The sequence below is a fragment of the Vicinamibacterales bacterium genome, assembly GCA_035699745.1.
Lineage (GTDB): Bacteria > Acidobacteriota > Vicinamibacteria > Vicinamibacterales > 2-12-FULL-66-21 > JAICSD01.
In genome coordinates this window covers 41257-57236 of record DASSPH010000016.1, presented here as the reverse complement: position 1 = coordinate 57236, position 15980 = coordinate 41257, and the positions used below count along the sequence as shown (strand labels likewise).

16 protein-coding genes are annotated in these 15980 nt (G+C 69.9%); 4 read left to right on the top strand and 12 right to left on the bottom strand.

Features of this window, described 5'->3' with window-relative positions; translation table 11 throughout:
• Nucleotides 1-2: 2 nt before the first annotated feature.
• The 8 genes from VFK57_02785 to VFK57_02750 form a co-directional block, all read right to left on the bottom strand.
• On the bottom strand, nucleotides 3-986 hold the full coding sequence (locus VFK57_02785) for a sigma 54-interacting transcriptional regulator (protein ID HET7694606.1): 984 nt from the start codon (nucleotides 984-986) through the stop codon (nucleotides 3-5).
• 510 nt (nucleotides 987-1496) lie between these two features.
• Entirely contained in the window at nucleotides 1497-2393 is an 897-nt protein-coding gene (locus VFK57_02780; protein ID HET7694605.1) for a DNA-formamidopyrimidine glycosylase family protein, read from the bottom strand.
• Between the two features lie 34 nt (nucleotides 2394-2427).
• Complete coding sequence (locus tag VFK57_02775; GenBank protein HET7694604.1) at nucleotides 2428-4902, bottom strand: thiamine pyrophosphate-dependent enzyme; 2475 nt, start codon at nucleotides 4900-4902, stop codon at nucleotides 2428-2430.
• Nucleotides 4903-4911: 9 nt separating this feature from the next.
• The gene (gene trxA, locus VFK57_02770; protein ID HET7694603.1) at nucleotides 4912-5379 is read right to left on the bottom strand and encodes a thioredoxin; all 468 of its coding nucleotides are present in this window, start codon (nucleotides 5377-5379) and stop codon (nucleotides 4912-4914) included.
• Entirely contained in the window at nucleotides 5372-6535 is a 1164-nt protein-coding gene (locus VFK57_02765) for a glycosyltransferase family 4 protein (GenBank protein HET7694602.1), read from the bottom strand. Before VFK57_02765 ends, trxA begins: the two co-directional genes overlap by 8 nt.
• Before the next feature lie 55 nt (nucleotides 6536-6590).
• Nucleotides 6591-7346 carry a hypothetical protein gene (locus tag VFK57_02760; GenBank protein ID HET7694601.1) on the bottom strand — a complete coding sequence of 252 codons (756 nt, stop codon included), beginning with the start codon at nucleotides 7344-7346 and terminating at the stop codon, nucleotides 6591-6593.
• A gap of 12 nt (nucleotides 7347-7358) precedes the next feature.
• Entirely contained in the window at nucleotides 7359-8198 is an 840-nt protein-coding gene (locus tag VFK57_02755) for an FkbM family methyltransferase (GenBank protein HET7694600.1), read from the bottom strand.
• A 57-nt stretch (nucleotides 8199-8255) separates the two neighbouring features.
• Nucleotides 8256-8576 carry a hypothetical protein gene (locus VFK57_02750; protein HET7694599.1) on the bottom strand — a complete coding sequence of 107 codons (321 nt, stop codon included), beginning with the start codon at nucleotides 8574-8576 and terminating at the stop codon, nucleotides 8256-8258.
• A gap of 22 nt (nucleotides 8577-8598) precedes the next feature.
• Here VFK57_02750 and VFK57_02745 point away from each other — a divergent pair, with 22 nt between their 5' ends.
• Genes VFK57_02745 through VFK57_02730 form a run of 4 tightly spaced genes read left to right on the top strand, consistent with a single transcriptional unit; the run spans nucleotide 8599 to nucleotide 13916 of the window.
• Nucleotides 8599-9723 (top strand): glycosyltransferase family 87 protein, encoded by a 1125-nt coding sequence (locus VFK57_02745; GenBank protein HET7694598.1) that lies wholly within the window; start codon nucleotides 8599-8601, stop codon nucleotides 9721-9723.
• A gap of 1 nt (nucleotide 9724) precedes the next feature.
• Nucleotides 9725-12292 carry a M1 family aminopeptidase gene (locus tag VFK57_02740; GenBank protein ID HET7694597.1) on the top strand — a complete coding sequence of 856 codons (2568 nt, stop codon included), beginning with the start codon at nucleotides 9725-9727 and terminating at the stop codon, nucleotides 12290-12292.
• The gene (locus VFK57_02735) at nucleotides 12289-12777 is read left to right on the top strand and encodes an asparaginase domain-containing protein (protein ID HET7694596.1); all 489 of its coding nucleotides are present in this window, start codon (nucleotides 12289-12291) and stop codon (nucleotides 12775-12777) included. The genes VFK57_02740 and VFK57_02735 overlap by 4 nt, the downstream gene beginning before the upstream one ends.
• The gene (locus tag VFK57_02730; GenBank protein ID HET7694595.1) at nucleotides 12774-13916 is read left to right on the top strand and encodes a methionine aminotransferase; all 1143 of its coding nucleotides are present in this window, start codon (nucleotides 12774-12776) and stop codon (nucleotides 13914-13916) included. The genes VFK57_02735 and VFK57_02730 overlap by 4 nt, the downstream gene beginning before the upstream one ends.
• A 22-nt stretch (nucleotides 13917-13938) precedes the next feature.
• Here VFK57_02730 and VFK57_02725 read toward each other — a convergent pair whose 3' ends face one another.
• From VFK57_02725 to VFK57_02710, 4 genes are read right to left on the bottom strand one after another with little or no spacing between them, the layout of a single operon-like run.
• The gene (locus tag VFK57_02725; protein ID HET7694594.1) at nucleotides 13939-14145 is read right to left on the bottom strand and encodes a PspC domain-containing protein; all 207 of its coding nucleotides are present in this window, start codon (nucleotides 14143-14145) and stop codon (nucleotides 13939-13941) included.
• Nucleotides 14142-15065, bottom strand: coding sequence for a stomatin-like protein (locus VFK57_02720; protein ID HET7694593.1), 924 nt, complete (start codon nucleotides 15063-15065; stop codon nucleotides 14142-14144). The genes VFK57_02725 and VFK57_02720 overlap by 4 nt, the downstream gene beginning before the upstream one ends.
• On the bottom strand, nucleotides 15062-15511 hold the full coding sequence (locus tag VFK57_02715; protein ID HET7694592.1) for an NfeD family protein: 450 nt from the start codon (nucleotides 15509-15511) through the stop codon (nucleotides 15062-15064). Before VFK57_02715 ends, VFK57_02720 begins: the two co-directional genes overlap by 4 nt.
• Nucleotides 15512-15529: 18 nt before the next feature.
• Nucleotides 15530-15973 carry a DUF3592 domain-containing protein gene (locus VFK57_02710; GenBank protein ID HET7694591.1) on the bottom strand — a complete coding sequence of 148 codons (444 nt, stop codon included), beginning with the start codon at nucleotides 15971-15973 and terminating at the stop codon, nucleotides 15530-15532.
• Nucleotides 15974-15980 lie beyond the last annotated feature (7 nt).

Below are 15980 nucleotides of genomic sequence, written 5' to 3'. Positions count from 1 at the left end.
TCCTAGCGTGAGGCGGCGGGCTGCGCCGGCATCGCGCGGGAGATCCCGAGCTGCCGGGTCTTTCGATACAGGTTCGCGCGCTCGATGCCCAGCGCCCGGGCGGCGTCGCTCATCCGCCAGTGATGCTGTTCGAGGACGGCGGCGATGTATTCGCGCTCGAACCGCAGGCGCGCTTCCCGCAGACTCGCCGAGGGCGCGCGGCGCGAGAAGGCGCCGTCGAAGGACAACTGCGCCAGCACGTCCTCCTGCTTGATCCCGTCGTCGGGCGCGGCGCGCAGGATGCGCTCGAGGAGGCCGTCGAGCTCCTCGAGGTTGCGCCGCCACGGCAGCGCGGCGAGCACGGTGAGCGCGGACTGCGTGAACGTCGGCACGGGACGATCCAGCCGGCGGCTGACGACCGCGGCGACGGCCGGCACGAGGGTGGCAAAATCGCCGGGGCGGGTGCGGAGCGGCGGCACGACGATCTCCTGGGAGGCGAGCCGCCGGTAGAGATCCGCGCGCACGCGTCCCTCGTTGACGTCGCCGTGGATGGTGGGCTGCGCGGAGGCGATCACGCGCGCCTGTACCGGCGCGGGTACGCGTCCGGATGCCTTCGCTTCGCCGTCGCGCAGCAGCCGCGCGAGCCGGCGCTGCACGACCGCCGGCAGCTCGCCGATCCCGTCGATGAACACGGTGCCGTGGCCGGCGCGGATGAACGCCGAGCCGGCACCCAGCACTTCGACGGGCTGCGCCGGGCTGCGCGAGCTGGCGCCGAACAGCGAGGCCTCGATATCCGCCGGTTCCTCGCGGGCGGGACTCACCAGGACGAACGGCTGCCCTGGACGCGACGCCTCGTGAATCCACTGCGCGATCGCCGTCGGGTCGAAGCCTTCTTCGGCAATCAGTAACAGCGGCGTTCGCTCGGCCATGGCCGCTTGGGCGGCGTGCCGCGCACGAGTGACCTCGAGGGAGCTTCCGGCCAGCGCCGGGGGGGTGTGTGTGGACATAGCTTCGCCCTCTCAGTCACAGGCCGGCGCGGAGGCGCCGGCGGGACCAAAGGGGTTATCGGAGGTTGCGGGGAGCTGCTGCGCATTGTCGCAGGAACGCGCTGCTGTGTCAATTACGACACGCAAAACGGTGCAATCCGGACACAGCCGGTGCCAGGTCTGCGGTTCGCGCGCGTGGGGTGCCAGGTCTGCAAACGGGCGCACCCGGGGGTCAGGTCTGCGAGACGGATGCGTTCGCAGGTCAGGTCTGCAGACGGACGCGCCCGGGGGTCAGGTCTGCAGACGGACGCCACCCGGGGGTCAGGTCTGCAGACGGACGCCTCACACGGCAGCGGGCGGGTGGCAGATTCCGCAATCCAGCTTTCAAAACGCGGACCTGACCCTCACATGTGACGGTTTGCAGACCTGACCCTCCGGATCTACCGTCGGCAGACCTGGCCCCAGGAGTGACACTTTGCAGACCTGACCCCCGATCTGCCCGTCTGCAGACCTGGCACCCGAGTCACCGAGTCAGCGGCGGCGGCGCTCGGCTTCTTCCAGCGTCCTCGGCCAGTCCTCCCGCAGCAGCCGGGACAGCGCGCGATCGGCGAGCAGGCGCCCTTCGGTCTGGCACGGCGCGCAGTAGTTCGCTTCGTTGCGCGCGTAGACGATCCGCTGCACCGGCGCGCCGCAGCGCGGACACGGCTGGCCGAACCGGCCGTGGACCGCCATCCCGGGACGGAACGCGGTCACCTTGTCGGGAAACGCGTCGCCGGTCTCCTCGCGCAGCCGCGCCGTCCACCGGCGCAGGACGTCGAGCGTCGCGGCATGCAGCCGCGCCACCTCGTCGTCGCTCAGCGCCCGCGTGAGCTTCACCGGCGACAGCTGCGCCGCGTGCAGGATCTCGTCGGAATAGGCGTTGCCGATGCCGCTGAACACGTGCGGATCGGTCAGCATGCGCTTCAGCGTGTGATTGCCGCTGCGCAGCGCGGCGGCAAACTCCTCGCGCGACAGCGTGTCCACGTCCACGCCGCCCGGATCCATCGCGTCGACGGCGGCTCGGCCGCGGACGACGTGCAGCGACGCCTGCTTGCGCGATCCCGCTTCGGTGAAGAGCAGCGTTGCGTCGGCGAAGTCGAACGCCGCCAGGCCAACCTTCGCCGGGACGGCGGCGCCGCGCTCGCGCCAGCGCAGCCGCCCCGCGATCATGAGGTGGACGACGACGAACAGGTCCGCGTCGAGTGCCAAGACCAGCCGCTTGCCGAGGCGCGAAAGCGATCGAATCGCATGCCCCTCGATCGCGGTGACTGGGGGATCGTAGGTGCGGACGAAGAACGGGCTCGCCACGCGCACCCGTTCGATGATGCGGTCGGTGACGCGCGGCCGCAGCGCGGCCAGGTACAGCTCGATGTCGGGCAGCTCAGGCACGGAACACCCGCGCGCCGGTCATCGCGGCCACGCGTCAGTAGGCCGCGAGAAGACGGGCGGCGCGCTCGATCGCCGCCTCGCCGGGCAGGAACGCCTCCTCGAGCGGCGGCGAGTACGGCACCGGCGTGTCGAGCGCGCCGATCACCCGCACCGGAGCGTCGAGCCACTCGAACGCCTCCTCCTGCACGATCGCCGCGACGCTCTCGCCGATGCCGCCGGTGCGCGAATCCTCGTGAACGATCAGCACGCGGCCGCAGTGCCGCGCGACGGCGAGCAGCGTCTCGCGATCGAGCGGCGACAGCGTCCGCAAATCGAGCACCGACGCCGCGATGCCGTCGTCCGCCAGCCGCTCGGCGATGGCGAGCGCCGTGTGCACGTAGGCGCCGTAGGACACGATCGCGAGATCGTCGCCGGCGCGGCGCAGCGCGGCGCGGCCGATCGCGATCGGGGCGGGCGGCTCGGCCGCGAGCCGTTGTTTGACGCGCGGATCGCGATAGAGGGCGATGTGCTCGTAATAGAGGACGGGGTCAGGATCGGCGACTGCCGCGGCCATCAGGGCGCGGGCGTCCGCCGGCGTGGACGGCACGACGATCTTCAGGCCGGGAACGCGGTAGAACCATGGCTCGGTGTTCTGGCTGTGATACGGACCGGCATGACGCAGGCCGCCCCACGGCATGCGAACGACCATCGGCACCGATCCGCCCCAGCGATAGCGGATCTTCGCCGCGTTGTTCACCAGTTGATTGAAGCCGGTGGCGACGAAGTCGTTGAACTGCATCTCGCCGATCGGCCGCTGGCCGGCGAGCGCGGCGCCGACGCACACGCCCAGCACCGCCCCTTCGGCGAGCGGGGAATTCAGGATGCGCGATCCGAACTCCTCGAGCAGCGGCCGCAGCAGCAGGAAGGCGTTGCCGTAACTGCCGCCGACGTCCTCGCCGTACACGAAGACGCGCGGATCGGCGCGCAGCGCGTCGCCGACACCGAGCATCACCGCCTCGAGGAACGTGCGCCCCCTGGGATCGCGCGGCGCGTTTTCTTCCACCGGCGGCAGCGCCGGGGCGACGGCCACGGCATTGCGGACGGCGGGATCGAGCACTTCGACCCGCGTTCGCCGCGGTTCACCCGCCAGCACGCCCTCGCCGGCGATCGCCGCCTCGGGCCACGGCGCCTCGATCACCGCCCGCGCCTGTTCCTCGACGAGCGCCTCCGCGTCGGCGCGCAGGCGATCGACGTCGCCGGACGCGATCACCCCTTCGGACTCGAGGCGCGCCGCGTACGTGGCGATCGGATCGCGCGCGCTCCAGTAGGCGTACAGCCGCGGGTTCGCGTAGCCCTGCTCGCCAAGCGCCGGATACTGCCACGACGGCTGCGGATCCTTGCCGAGATACAGCATGTCGTCATGATGCGCATGGCCGCACATCCGCATGCACACCAGCTCGATCAGCGACGGTCCCCGGCCTTCGCGCGCCCGCTCCACGGCCCAGGCGAACGCCGCGGCAATCTCGTCGGGATCGGTTCCGTCGATCGTGACCCCCGGGATCCCGTAGCCCTGCGCCTTGTCGGCGAACACGCGCACCGCCGACTGATCCGCCACCGGCGTCGACAATGCGGTCTGGTTGTTCTGCACGCAGAACACGGCAGGGAGACGCCGCGCCGCGCAGAGGTTGATGGCCTCGTGCCACTCGCCGAGCGACGAGCCTCCCTCGCCGATGAAGGAGAGCGCGACGCGTCCGTCGCCCTGCTGCGCGAACGCCATCGCCATTCCCGCGACGGTCAGCGTGCCGATCGCCAGCGGCGCGGACGCCGGCAGGATGCCGGACTCGAAATCGCCGATGTGCAGATCCTTGCCGTTCATCGGCGGCCCCGCTTTGGCCATCTGCGCGGCCAGCACCATGCGCACGGTGGATGCGTCGGGCTTCATCGCCAGCGCGACGCCGAGATCGCGAATCAGCGGCGCGACCACGTCTCCCTGCCAGCCGCGATCGGACCGGTACGCGTCACCGCGGCGCAGCCGCAGGCCGGCGGCGTAGATCGCCTCCTGTCCCAGCGACCGGAAGCCCTTCCCCTGGAACGCGGCGCCGCCGTAGCGGACGTCGCCGCCGGCAAAGAACGCTTTCAGGCGGTTGTCGGTGGCGCGGGTCAGCGCCATGCCGCGGAGCATCTCGCGGCGCTCTTCAGCGGTCAGCGAACACGCGAGCGCCGCGCGGCGGAGGAACCCGTCGCACGCTTCGATCAGCTCGTCCACGGCGGCGGACCAGCGCGCCGCGGCGGCGACCGCGGGCGTCGTCTCGGGCAGCCCGTGCGGCGGCGCCGGCAGCACGCGGCGCAGCGCTTGAGGCAGCAAGCCGCGCACGCGCTCGATCGCGGCGGCATCGGCGACATCGCCGGGGGCCAGCGACTCGAGCGCGGAGGCAACCGCCGACGCGGCGAACGGAAAGCGTTCGAGGACGAACGCCGTCAAGCGCGCGGCGACGGAGGCGCGCGCCTGCACGGCCACGGGGTCAGCCATCAGGAGAGATTATCGACGACCGAGCGTGGATTGTATAAACGCCTCGATGTCGGCCGCCGGACGCGCCCCGGCGGTCCGTCCCTGTTCCCGCCCCCCGTCGAACACCGCCATCGTCGGAATCGAGCGGATGCCGAAGCGCTCGCCGAGCTCCGGGATCGCGTCGGTGTTCACCTTGACGACGAGATAGCGCCCGGCGTTCGACGCGGCGACGCGGGCCAGTTCCGGCGCGACCATCCGGCACGGGCCGCACCACGGGGCCCAGAAGTCCACGACGACCGGCAATTGCGACGCGGTGATGGCGGCGTCGAAGGCGGCGGCGTCCGGCGCCTCGATTGGCGCGGACGGTGCCGCCAGCGGCGCATGACACTTACCGCAGCGGGTCTCGGACGTGAGCCGGCCGAAGACCAGCCGGTTGCGCTGGCCGCAGGACGGGCACGGCGCGACGACTCCCTTGTTGTCGAGCGACAGGTCAGCCATGAGAATCCGGTCCTTGCCGGATCGATGCCACCCGGGTCAGGAGCGCCACCAGCTGGCGGCGGTGTTGGTCGGGGTGAGCGTCTTCCTCGATCTTTCGACGCGCGTTCCGGCCCAGCCGATCCCGCAGCTCGGCCGAACCGATCAGCGTGTCGAGCGCTCGGGCGAGGGCGGCGCGATCGCCCGGCGCGACGAGCAGTCCGGTGTGGCCGTCGGTGATGATCTCGGGCACGGCATTGAGATCCGAGCCAATCGCCGGCAGACCGGCCGCGGCGGCCTCCTGGTACACGAGGCCGAAGGCCTCGCTGCGCGTCGGCATGACGAACAGGTCGGCCTCGCGCCAGGTGCGAATCCAGGCCGGCGTGTGCCCGCGGACGCCGCGCACCTGCCGCACGCCGGCGGGCAGCGGGCCGAGGCGCCATTCCGTGACGAGCGTGAGATCGGCACGCTGGGCGAACCCGCCCGCCTCCCAGGCCGCCAACAAGTCGTAGCCTCCCTTCCGTGGGAAATCGCCCCCCATGAACAGGCACTGCGGCCGCAGCCGCGCCCGGGCGCGCCGCTCGTCGAGCCACGAGGCCTCGAACAGGTCGAGCGGTACGGGATTCGGCATGACGTGGATCGGCGTCCGGCAGTCCGGATACATCTGCCGCAGGTCCCGCTCGGCCCACCGCGACGTCGACACGATCGCGGCGGCGCGGCGGAAGATCCGGCCGTCGCGGCGCGCGTTGAATCCGAGCGACCACCGTTCGGCTGCGGACCGCGCGTCCTGCAGCACGCATGTCTGCGTGCAGTCCATCGATACAATCGAGGGCACGCGGCGCATCAGGTCGAGCGCCGCGTACGCGGTCGCCTGGCGATGAAAGTGGAGCACGTCGAAATGCTCCAGCCCGCGGGCGAGCAGCCGCCGGCGCGCCTGCAGCCCGGAGTGCATCTCCTGTCGATAGCGCGCGAGATCGAGGTTCCGCGGCCCCAGAGCGTCCGGCCACAGCCGGGCGCAGAGCGCGCGGCGGACGACGCGCTCGGCTGGCGTCAGATCCTCGGTGAGCACGAAGTGTTCGGCGTGAATCTCGCGATCGTCGGGAAAGGCGCGCCGCAGCCAGTTGGCGTACGAGAGCAGCCCGAGGATGCCGCCGTTGACGAACGCTGCGCGCGGCGGCACTCCTGGCGCGCGGGGCGGAGGCGTCGCGCCCGCTCCCTCCGGCTCGTCCCCTGCGTCAGTCGGAAACGGCGAGTTCACCCGGCACGATCGGACGCGTCCGCGGGAGCAGCCCGCGGCGCGCGAGATTTCCCACCCAGATGAGGATCGCGAGGAAGATCGCCAGCTTGATCGCGTCGGACGGCTGCGACCGCGGCAGCACCTTCCACATCAGCCACAGCACCGGCTGCGCAATACACACCGCCCAGACGGATCCATAGAAATAGCGCCGCTCGTGTCCTTCGCCTTTCGTCGAGCGCTTCACGCGCGGCAGCAGTCCCAGGGCGCCGAGCAGCCAGATCGTGCCGGCGATCGGGAAGTACGCCGCTTCGTACATCTGGCGGAGGCGCCACTCACCCGTCGCCACCGCGACGGCGAGCCCGGCGATGTTGAGCACCGCGAAGGTGACCGCCTCGCTCCACGCCAGCGTGTAACAGATGCGGCGGTACAGCGGATTCGGCCGATCCTCCGTGAACCGGATGATGTACGGCCGCGGCTCGACGCCGGGCAGCTTCCCGAACAGACCGGCGATGCCGGTGCCGAGGAGCACGGTGCCCATCCACGCCGCCATGCGGGCGTTGAAGCCGTGCTCGAACAGCGTGAAGGTCATCGGCCCGGGCGCGATGAAGAAGACGAAGATCCAGATCGGCCAGTGATTCAGGCGGTAGCTGATCTTGTTTCGCTCGCGGATCCGGCGATCCGACGCCAGCTCGATGCGCCGGGCCTGGCCGTGGACCTGCTCGTAGGACGGCGGGAGAATCGATCGGGGAAGCACGCGCCTCGTACTCTAACAGAGCCACAGCAAATGCGGCCACGGCGACCGCCGCCAGTCGTCGAGCGGCCGCAGCAGCGATTCGACCGGCACGGCGGGATCGATCGCCGCGCGATAGGCCGCCGGAGACGGATCGATCGACCAGCCGCGGTATCCGGCTTGCTGCAGGCGCCGCAGGCAGGATTCCGGATCGACGCCGCGCTCGCGGAGCAGAGACGGATGCAGTTCCAGGAGCACGGCGCGGTAGCGGCGGGATGCGAGCCCCGCCTGCATTCCCTGCAGCACCAGATCTTCCGCCCCTTCGACGTCGATCTTCACGAGATCCACCGTGGAAGCCGTCCCGGTCACGGCATCGACGGTCGTCGCCCGGACTGCGAACTGATTGGCCGCCGCGGCGTCCGCCCTGGGCACCAGCCGCGAGACGCCGCGATTCGCCTCCCCGTCGTCGTAGCCGGCAAACATCAGCGTCCCGTCGCCTGACGCGGCGGCAGCGCGCATCGCGCGGACCTGCGTAAAGCCGTTCAGCGACAGGTTGCGCTCGAGCGCTGCGAAGTGGCGCGGGTCCGGCTCGAGCGCGATGACCCGGCCGGCGCCACCCGCGGCGGCGGCCGCAATCAGCGTGAAGTAGCCCCAATTCGCTCCGGCGTCGACCACCGTGCCGCCGCGGGGGACGTGGCGCTGGAACACACGCGCGATCGGCGGCTCGTAGATGCCGGTGAAGCACACTTCGCGCGACAGCGCGTCGCCGAGGTCCGCCTCGAACCTTGCGCCGCCGAGATCGCCGGCGAGCCTCGCGATCACCCGGCCGCGCGAGGGCGCCAGCAGGTCGAGGAGGCGGTACCGCCCGCGGGGCACCCGGCGCAGAGCCGCGCGGAGCAGACGCGCTCGCCAGGACAGTTCGCGCATCCGGCCCTACAACAACTGCTGCGCCAGCGCGCGGACGACGATCGTCTCCTGACGGAAGCGGCGCTCCAGCTCCCGGCGATAGCCGTCCCACCACGCGCGATCCAGTTCGGCCGCCATCACTTCGAACACGGCGACGTCGTCTCGCGCGACCCCGCCCTCATCCGTCTTCCACAAGCCGCGCGCCGGCGCCCGCTGATGCGCGGTCATGCCGCCGAACCGTTCGAGCAGCTCGACGCGCGTCCGCGCGAACGTCTCCTCGTCGAAACGGCTGCCGCGGTTGTCGTAGAGCGGCAGCAGGATCTGAATGAGCCAGCCGGAAGAGGCCATGAGTACAGGATAATGTGCGCTGATGCGGACACGCGTGCTGCTCGGTGTGCTGGCGCTCGTGTCGCTGGTCGCGGTCTTCACCACGCGCGTGTCGCGAAAGATGCCGGATTTCGAAGTGTATTGGACAGCCGGGGCCAGGGCCGCGGCGGCGCAGCCGCTCTACCGCGAGTCCGACGGCCATTATCAATTCAAGTACCTGCCCGCGTTCGCGCTGCTGGCCGTGCCGCTCGCGGCGATGCCGCTCGCGGCGGCGAAGGGCGCGTGGTTCGCGGCGTCGGCGGTGGCGATGGTCGTCCTGCTCGGCCTCAGCCTGCGGGCGCTGCCGAACCTGCGGCGTCCGCCGATCCTGCTTCTGGTGCTGACCTTCCTCGCGATGGCCAAGTTCTACGCCCACGAGCTGGTGCTGGGCCAGGTCAATCTGCTGTTCGCCGTCCTCGCGGCGCTCGCCGTCGTGTGGATGCGGCGCGGGCGGGAAGCCGGCGCGGGGCTGCTGCTGGCGCTCGCCGTCGTGGTCAAGCCCTACGCCGTGATTTTCGCGCCGTGGCTGGCGACACGCCGGCGCCGGGGCGCGTTGCTCGCGATGACGGCGGGACTCGTCGTCCTCCTCCTGTTGCCCGCGGCGCGCTACGGCTGGGAGGGCAATCTCCGGCTGCTCGGCGACTGGTGGCGGACGGTGACGACGACCAGCGCACCCAACGTGTTGAACCAGGACAACGTGTCGCTCGGCGCGATGTTCGCCAAGTGGATCGGCCCCGATTCGGCCGCGGCGATCCTCGCTGCCGCCGCCGGCGGCATCCTCCTGCTTCTCGCCGCGATCGTCATGGCCGGGCGGGGTCAGCTGAAGGCGCCGGACACACTGGAGGCGGGCCTGTTGCTGCTCCTGATCCCGCTGCTCTCGCCGCAGGGATGGGACTACGTGTTCCTGATCGCCACGCCGGCGGTGATGCTGCTGATCGACGAGCTGCCGGCGCTGCCGCGCGAGCTGCGCTACGCGGCGACGGCATCGATCGCCGCGATTGCCCTGAGCATTTTCGATCTGATGGGACGCGAGGCGTACGCGACCTTCATGCAGCTCTCGCTGATCACCGTCTTCGTGCTGGTCGAATACGCCGCGCTGGTGACGCTGCGATTCCGGAGGGCGGCGTAACGTGGCGTTCGTGGCGCACGCGCTGGCCGCGGTGTGGCTTCTCGGATTCGTGATGCAGGTGAGACTCGACCCGGATCTGGGAATCAGCGAAGCGCTGGCGCGCGATCGCAGCGCGCGGCTGACCAGCATCCGCTACGACCTCGCGTTCACGATTCCCGCCGCACGCAGTCAGCCCGTGGCGGGGCGCGCGCTGATCCGGTTCGTGTTGAAGGGCACGTCGGATCCGCTGGTGCTCGACTACCAGCCCGATCGCGCGGGGTTTCTCCGCAGCGTCGAAGCCAACGGGAAGGAGACGAGCGTCCGGCAGGTGAACGGCCACATCATCGTCCCGCCCGACGTCCTGCGCGAGGGAGAGAACAGCCTCGCGCTGGAGTTCAACGCCGGCGACGGCCCGCTCAACCGCAACGACGAGTTCCTCTACACGGTCTTCGTGCCGGCCCGCGCCCACCAGGCGTTTCCCTGCTTCGATCAACCCGATCTGAAGGCCCGGTGGTCGCTGGCGCTCGACGTGCCGGAAGGGTGGCAGGCGCTCGGCAACGGCGCCGAGCTCGAACGCCAGAACGCCGGCGGCCGCACCCGCGTCCGCTTCGCCGGAACGCCGCCGGTGTCGACCTACCTGTTCGCGTTCGCGGCGGGCAAGTTCGCCGTCGAGCAGGCCGAGCGCAACGGCCGCACCTTCCGCATGTTCCATCGCGAGACCGACGCCGCCAAGGTGGCGCGGAACCGCGACGCGATTTTCGACCTGCACGCCGGCGCGCTCGCCTGGCTGGAGGACTTCACCGCCATTCCCTACCCGTTCGGCAAGTTCGATTTCCTGCTGGCGCCCGCGTTCCAGTTCGGCGGCATGGAGCACCCGGGATCGATCTTCTACAACGCCAACGGGCTGCTGCTGGACGAGAGCGCGACACAGGATCAGACGCTCAACCGCGCCAGCATCATCGCGCACGAAACCGCGCACATGTGGTTCGGCGACCTGGTGACGATGCGGTGGTTTTCCGACGTGTGGATGAAGGAGGTCTTCGCCAATCACCTGGCGGCGAAGATCGTCAACCCGGCATTCCCCGCGATCAACCACGATCTGCGCTACCTCATCGATCACTTCCCGGCCGCGTACGCGGTCGATCGAACCGCCGGCACCAACGAGATCCGCCAGCCGCTGGCGAATCTGAACGAGGCGGGCACGCTCTACGGCGCCATCATCTATCAGAAGGCGCCCATCGTCATGCGGCAGCTCGAGACGCTGATCGGCAGCGAAGGGTTCCGCGACGGGCTGCGCGAGTATCTCAAGATGTACGCGTTCGGCAACGCGTCATGGCACGACCTGATCGCGCTGCTCGACGATCGCACGCCCGAGGACCTCGCCGGGTGGAGCCATGCGTGGGTGGAAGAGCGTGGACGGCCGATCGTGACCACGGAAGTGAGCCTGGAGAACGGACGGATACGCCGGCTCGCGTTCAAGCAGCACGACGGAGACGCCCGGCGCAACCTGATCTGGAACCAGCGGATGCAGGTCGCGGTCGGCGCGAAGGACACGACCCTCCTGCCGGTGCAGCTGAACGCCCCTCGGGTCGAGGTGCCTGCGGCGCGCGGGCTGCCGGCGCGGTTCGTGCTGCCCAACGGCGGCGGCATCGCCTACGGAGAGTTCCACCTGGACCGCGCCAGCCTCGCGTGGCTGATGGCCAACCTCCCGGCCATCGAGGACGAGCTGACGCGCGGCAGCGCCTGGGTCACGCTCTGGGACTCGATGCTGGCCGGCCAGGTGAAGCCCGCGGCATTCCTCGATCTCGCGATCGCGGCGCTCGGCGTCGAGACGAACGAGCTGAACATCACCCGCGTCCTCGCGTACGTACGCGAGGCGTACTGGCGCCACACCGAGCCGCCGGCGCGCCGGCCGCTGGCCCGGCGGCTCGAGCCCGTGCTGCGCGCCGGGCTCGCGGCGGCCCCGACCACGACGCTCAAATCGGTCTGGTTCTCGGCGCTGCGCGACGTCGCGGATACGCCGGCGACCGTCATGTGGCTGACGCGGGTCTGGAAGCAGGAGGAGAAAGTTCCGGGGCTCACCCTCGCCGAGCTCGATTACATCCGGCTCGCGCAGGACCTGGCGGTTCGCAACGCGGCCGGCGCGAAGAGCATCCTCGACGAGCAATACGCGAAGATCAAGAACCCGGATCGCAAGGCACAGTTCGAGTTCGTGCGGCCGGCGATCTCCCCCAGCGGGAAGGAGCGCGACGCGTGGTTTGCCGCGCTCGCCGACGTGTCGAACCGGCGGCGCGAGCCGTGGGTGCTCGAAGGGCTGCGCTACCTGCACCATCCGCTCCGGGCCGATGCCTCCGAGAAGTACCTCGAGCCCAGCCTGCTGCTGGTCCGTGAAATCCAGCGCACCGGAGACATCTTCTTTCCGAAGCGGTGGATGGATGCGACCTTGAGCGGGTACCAATCGGCGAGCGCCGCCGCCACCATCCGCGAGTTCCTGGACCGTCTGCCGGCCGACTATCCCGAGCGGCTCCGCCGCATCATCCTGTCGTCCGCCGACGATCTCTTCCGCGCGACGCGGATCCGGGGCCGATGAGCGCGATCCGCATTCTCGTCACCGGGGGGACGTTCGACAAGGAATACGACGAGCTGACCGGCCGCCTCTTCTTCCGCGACACGCATGTGGACGAGATGCTGCGCCGCGGCCGCGCCCGGCTCGATCTCGCCGTCGAGACGGTGATGATGATCGACAGCCTCGAGCTCGACGACGCCGGGCGGTCGCGGATCGTGGAACGCTGCCGCGCCGCCGGCGAACGCGCCATCGTCGTCACCCACGGCACCGACACCATGGTCGAGACGGCCGGCGCGCTCGCGGCCGCCGCGCTCGACAAGACGGTGGTGCTCACCGGCGCGATGGTGCCGTACGCCTTCGGCAGCTCGGACGGCCTGTTCAATCTCGGCAGCGCGCTGTCGTTCGTCCAGGTGCTGCCGCCGGGGGTCTACGTGGCGATGAACGGCCGCCACTTCCGCTGGGACGCGGTGCACAAGAACCGCACGACCGGCACCTTCGAGCCGCTGTGATTCACCAGTCGAAGCTCCCCAACGTCGGAACCACGATCTTCACCGTGATGTCGAAGCTCGCGGCGGATCTCGGCGCCATCAACCTGTCCCAGGGCTTCCCGGATTTCGACTGCGATCCGGCGCTGGTCGACGCCGTCGCCCGGCACATGAAGGCAGGGCGGAACCAGTACGCGCCGATGCAGGGCGTGCCCGTCCTGCGCCAGGCGATCGCCGCAAAGTTCCGCGAGCTCTACGGCGCCGCCTACGACCCGGACAGCGAGGTCACCGTCACGTCCGGCGGGACGGAAGCGATCTTCGACGCCGTCGCCGCGGTGGTGCATCCGGGCGACGAGGCGATCGTGTTCGAGCCGTGCTACGACTCGTACGTCCCGGCGATCGAGGTCAACGGCGGCAAGGCGATGGTGATTTCGCTGCGCTATCCGGACTACCGGGTGCCCTGGGACGAGGTCCGCGCCGCGATCTCGCCGCGCACCCGCGTGATCATGCTCAATTCGCCGCACAATCCGACGGCCACGATCCTCTCCGCCGGCGACATGGCGCAGCTCGTCGAAACGGTGAAGGGCACCGGGATCGCCATCGTCAGCGACGAGGTCTACGAGCACATCATCTTCGACGGCGCGCGGCACGAGAGCATGGCGTCATACGACGAGCTCCGCGCCCGCAGCTTCATCGTCGGCTCGTTCGGCAAGACCTATCACGTGACCGGCTGGAAGGTCGGCTACGTCGTGGCCCCGGCGGCGCTGACCGGCGAGTTCAGAAAGGTGCATCAGTTCGTCACCTTCTCCACCAATACGCCGACGCAGCACGCCCTCGCGGAATTCCTCGCGGCGAAACGCGGCTACCCCGAGCTGGCGGCGTTCTACCAGCGGAAGCGGGACCTGTTCCTCGATTTGATCGGCGGATCGCGATGGAAGCCGCTCCCGTCGCGCGGAACCTACTTCCAGCTGCTCGATTATTCGGCGATCACCGGCGAAGCGGACATGGACTTCGCGCTGCGCCTCACTCGCGAGCACGGCGTCGCGTCGATCCCCACGTCCGCGTTTCTCTACAAGCAGGCGCCGCCCCTGGCGCTGCGCTTCTGTTTCGCCAAGAAGGACGAGACGCTGCGCGCGGCGGCGGAACGGCTGAAGTCGTTGTGAGCGGCTGTCACGGACGTGACGGCTATACCGGGGCCTCCGGGCGCGGCATCACCACCCAGAGCAGCAGGTAGACCAGGATGCCCGGGAAGGCGGCGGAGATGATCGACACGATCACGTAAACGACGCGAAAGAGCGTCACGTCCCAGCCGAAGTATTCCGCGATGCCGGCGCAGACGCCGGCGATCATCTTGTCGGTCGACCGGGTGAGACGGCGGCGGCCGCTGGTCACGATGAACGTCCTGCCTGGATGGACTTCATGGCCAGCGCGATCATCGACCCGACGTCCGACGCGTTGGCCGGCAGGATGAGCGTGTTGGACTCTTTCGCCAGGCGGCCGAACTGTTCCACGTACTGCTCGGCGACGCGCAGCTGGACCGCTTCGAAGCCGCCGGGCTGCTTGATCGCCTCCGCCACGCGGCGAATGCCTTCCGCGGTCGCGCTCGAGACCGAGAGAATCGCCGCGGCCTGGCCGTCCGCCTCGTTGATCTGCTGCTGCTTGCGGGCTTCCGACGCCTTGATCACCTGCTGCTTCTCGCCTTCGGCGGTGTTCACCGCCGCGTCGCGCTGCCCTTCGGAGGTCAGGATGACGGCGCGCTTCTCCCGCTCGGCGCGCATCTGCTTCTCCATCGCGGCGAGCACGTCGTGCGGCGGCGTGATGTTCTTGATTTCGTAGCGCAGCACCTTGACGCCCCACGCCTCCGACGCCTTGTCCAGTTCGGTCACGACCTGCAGGTTGATGTTGGTGCGCTCCTCGAAGGTGCGGTCGAGATCGATCTTGCCGACCTCGCTGCGCAGCGTCGTCTGCGCCAGCTGCGAGATGGCGAAGATGAAGTCGGAGATGCCGTAGGAGGCGCGCTCGGGGTTCAGCACCTTGAGGTAGAGAATGCCGTCGACGCCGACCTGCACGTTGTCGCGCGTGATGCAGACCTGCGCCGGAATGTCGATCGCCGTCTCCTTCAGCGAGTGGCGGTAGCGGATCGCGTCGACGAACGGCAGCAGCACGTGGAACCCCGCCGACAGCGTCGCGTGATAGCGGCCCAGCCGCTCGACCACGTAGGCGCTCTGCTGCGGGACCACCACCGCCGTCTTGGCGATGATGACGATCACCAGCAGGGCGAGGATGCCGAACACGACGATGCCGCCGGTCATGAAGGGGCTCCTTCCGCCTCGACGATCAGCATGAGGCGATCAACGCGGACCACGGTGACGCGGCGCCCGGCCGGCAGCAGCGTCGCGGTATTGTTGCGGGCGCGCCACGAGCTGCCGCGCAGCTCGACGCGGCCGATGTCGTGCGGCGCAATGTCCTGCTGCACCACGCCGGTCTCGCCGACCAGCGAATCCACGTCGGCGCCGGCGCCGTCGACGTTCAACCAGCGCATCAGCGGCCCGCGGAAGAGCAGCAGCGATCCCACCGACATCACCGAGAACAGCGCGAGCTCGGCCCACACCGGCGTCTCGGCCCCGAGCGCCGCCATCAGGCTGATGACGACCGCCGCAATCCCGAAGAAGATGATGTAGAAGCCGCCGGACGCGGCGAGCTCGAGCGCGATCAGGAGCAGGCCCAGGACCAGCCAGTGCCACCAGACAATCGCCATGAGATTGATGCGGCCATTCTACTTGAAACCGTCCGGCGCGCCGCGGCGGGACGCGTAGCGTGCGACGTAGCCGCCGAGCGCCATCAGGACCAGCGCCGCGCCGAGCGCGATCGCGGTGCGCGTCCGGCGGAACGATCGGGGGTCGATGCGCGCCTGGCCGGGCAGGCCGAACGGATAGATCACCGGAATGGAATCGCCGACCTTCAGCGCGCGCCAGGGGCTCGGCCCGATCGGCGTGAAGCGGATGCGCTCCCCTTCAGGCGTATCGAACGAGACCACGGGCCGCGGCGATCCGTTCGCCGGCGCCGGCAACACGTCGACGACGGTGCCGTTCGCCTTGATCCAGGCCTCGCGCGCTTCCCGGTCGCGCAGCTCGGCGATCACCGTGCTGCCGGCGATCGCCAGGCCGATCACGAACAGCAGCACGCCGGCGAGCGTGGCTCTGACCGGGTATTCGGCCACGCGCCTG

Bases quoted from the DNA above. Each gene is read 5' to 3' on its own strand.
- VFK57_02735 (HET7694596.1), top strand. From the start codon at position 12,289: ATGAGCGCGATCCGCATTCTCGTCACCGGGGGGACGTTCGACAAGGAA.
- VFK57_02715 (HET7694592.1), bottom strand. From the start codon at position 15,511: ATGGCGATTGTCTGGTGGCACTGGCTGGTCCTGGGCCTGCTCCTGATC.
- trxA (HET7694603.1), bottom strand. From the start codon at position 5,379: ATGGCTGACCTGTCGCTCGACAACAAGGGAGTCGTCGCGCCGTGCCCG.
- VFK57_02750 (HET7694599.1), bottom strand. From the start codon at position 8,576: ATGGCCTCTTCCGGCTGGCTCATTCAGATCCTGCTGCCGCTCTACGAC.
- VFK57_02785 (HET7694606.1), bottom strand. From the start codon at position 986: ATGTCCACACACACCCCCCCGGCGCTGGCCGGAAGCTCCCTCGAGGTC.
- VFK57_02775 (HET7694604.1), bottom strand. From the start codon at position 4,902: ATGGCTGACCCCGTGGCCGTGCAGGCGCGCGCCTCCGTCGCCGCGCGC.
- VFK57_02720 (HET7694593.1), bottom strand. From the start codon at position 15,065: ATGACCGGCGGCATCGTCGTGTTCGGCATCCTCGCCCTGCTGGTGATC.
- VFK57_02745 (HET7694598.1), top strand. From the start codon at position 8,599: ATGCGGACACGCGTGCTGCTCGGTGTGCTGGCGCTCGTGTCGCTGGTC.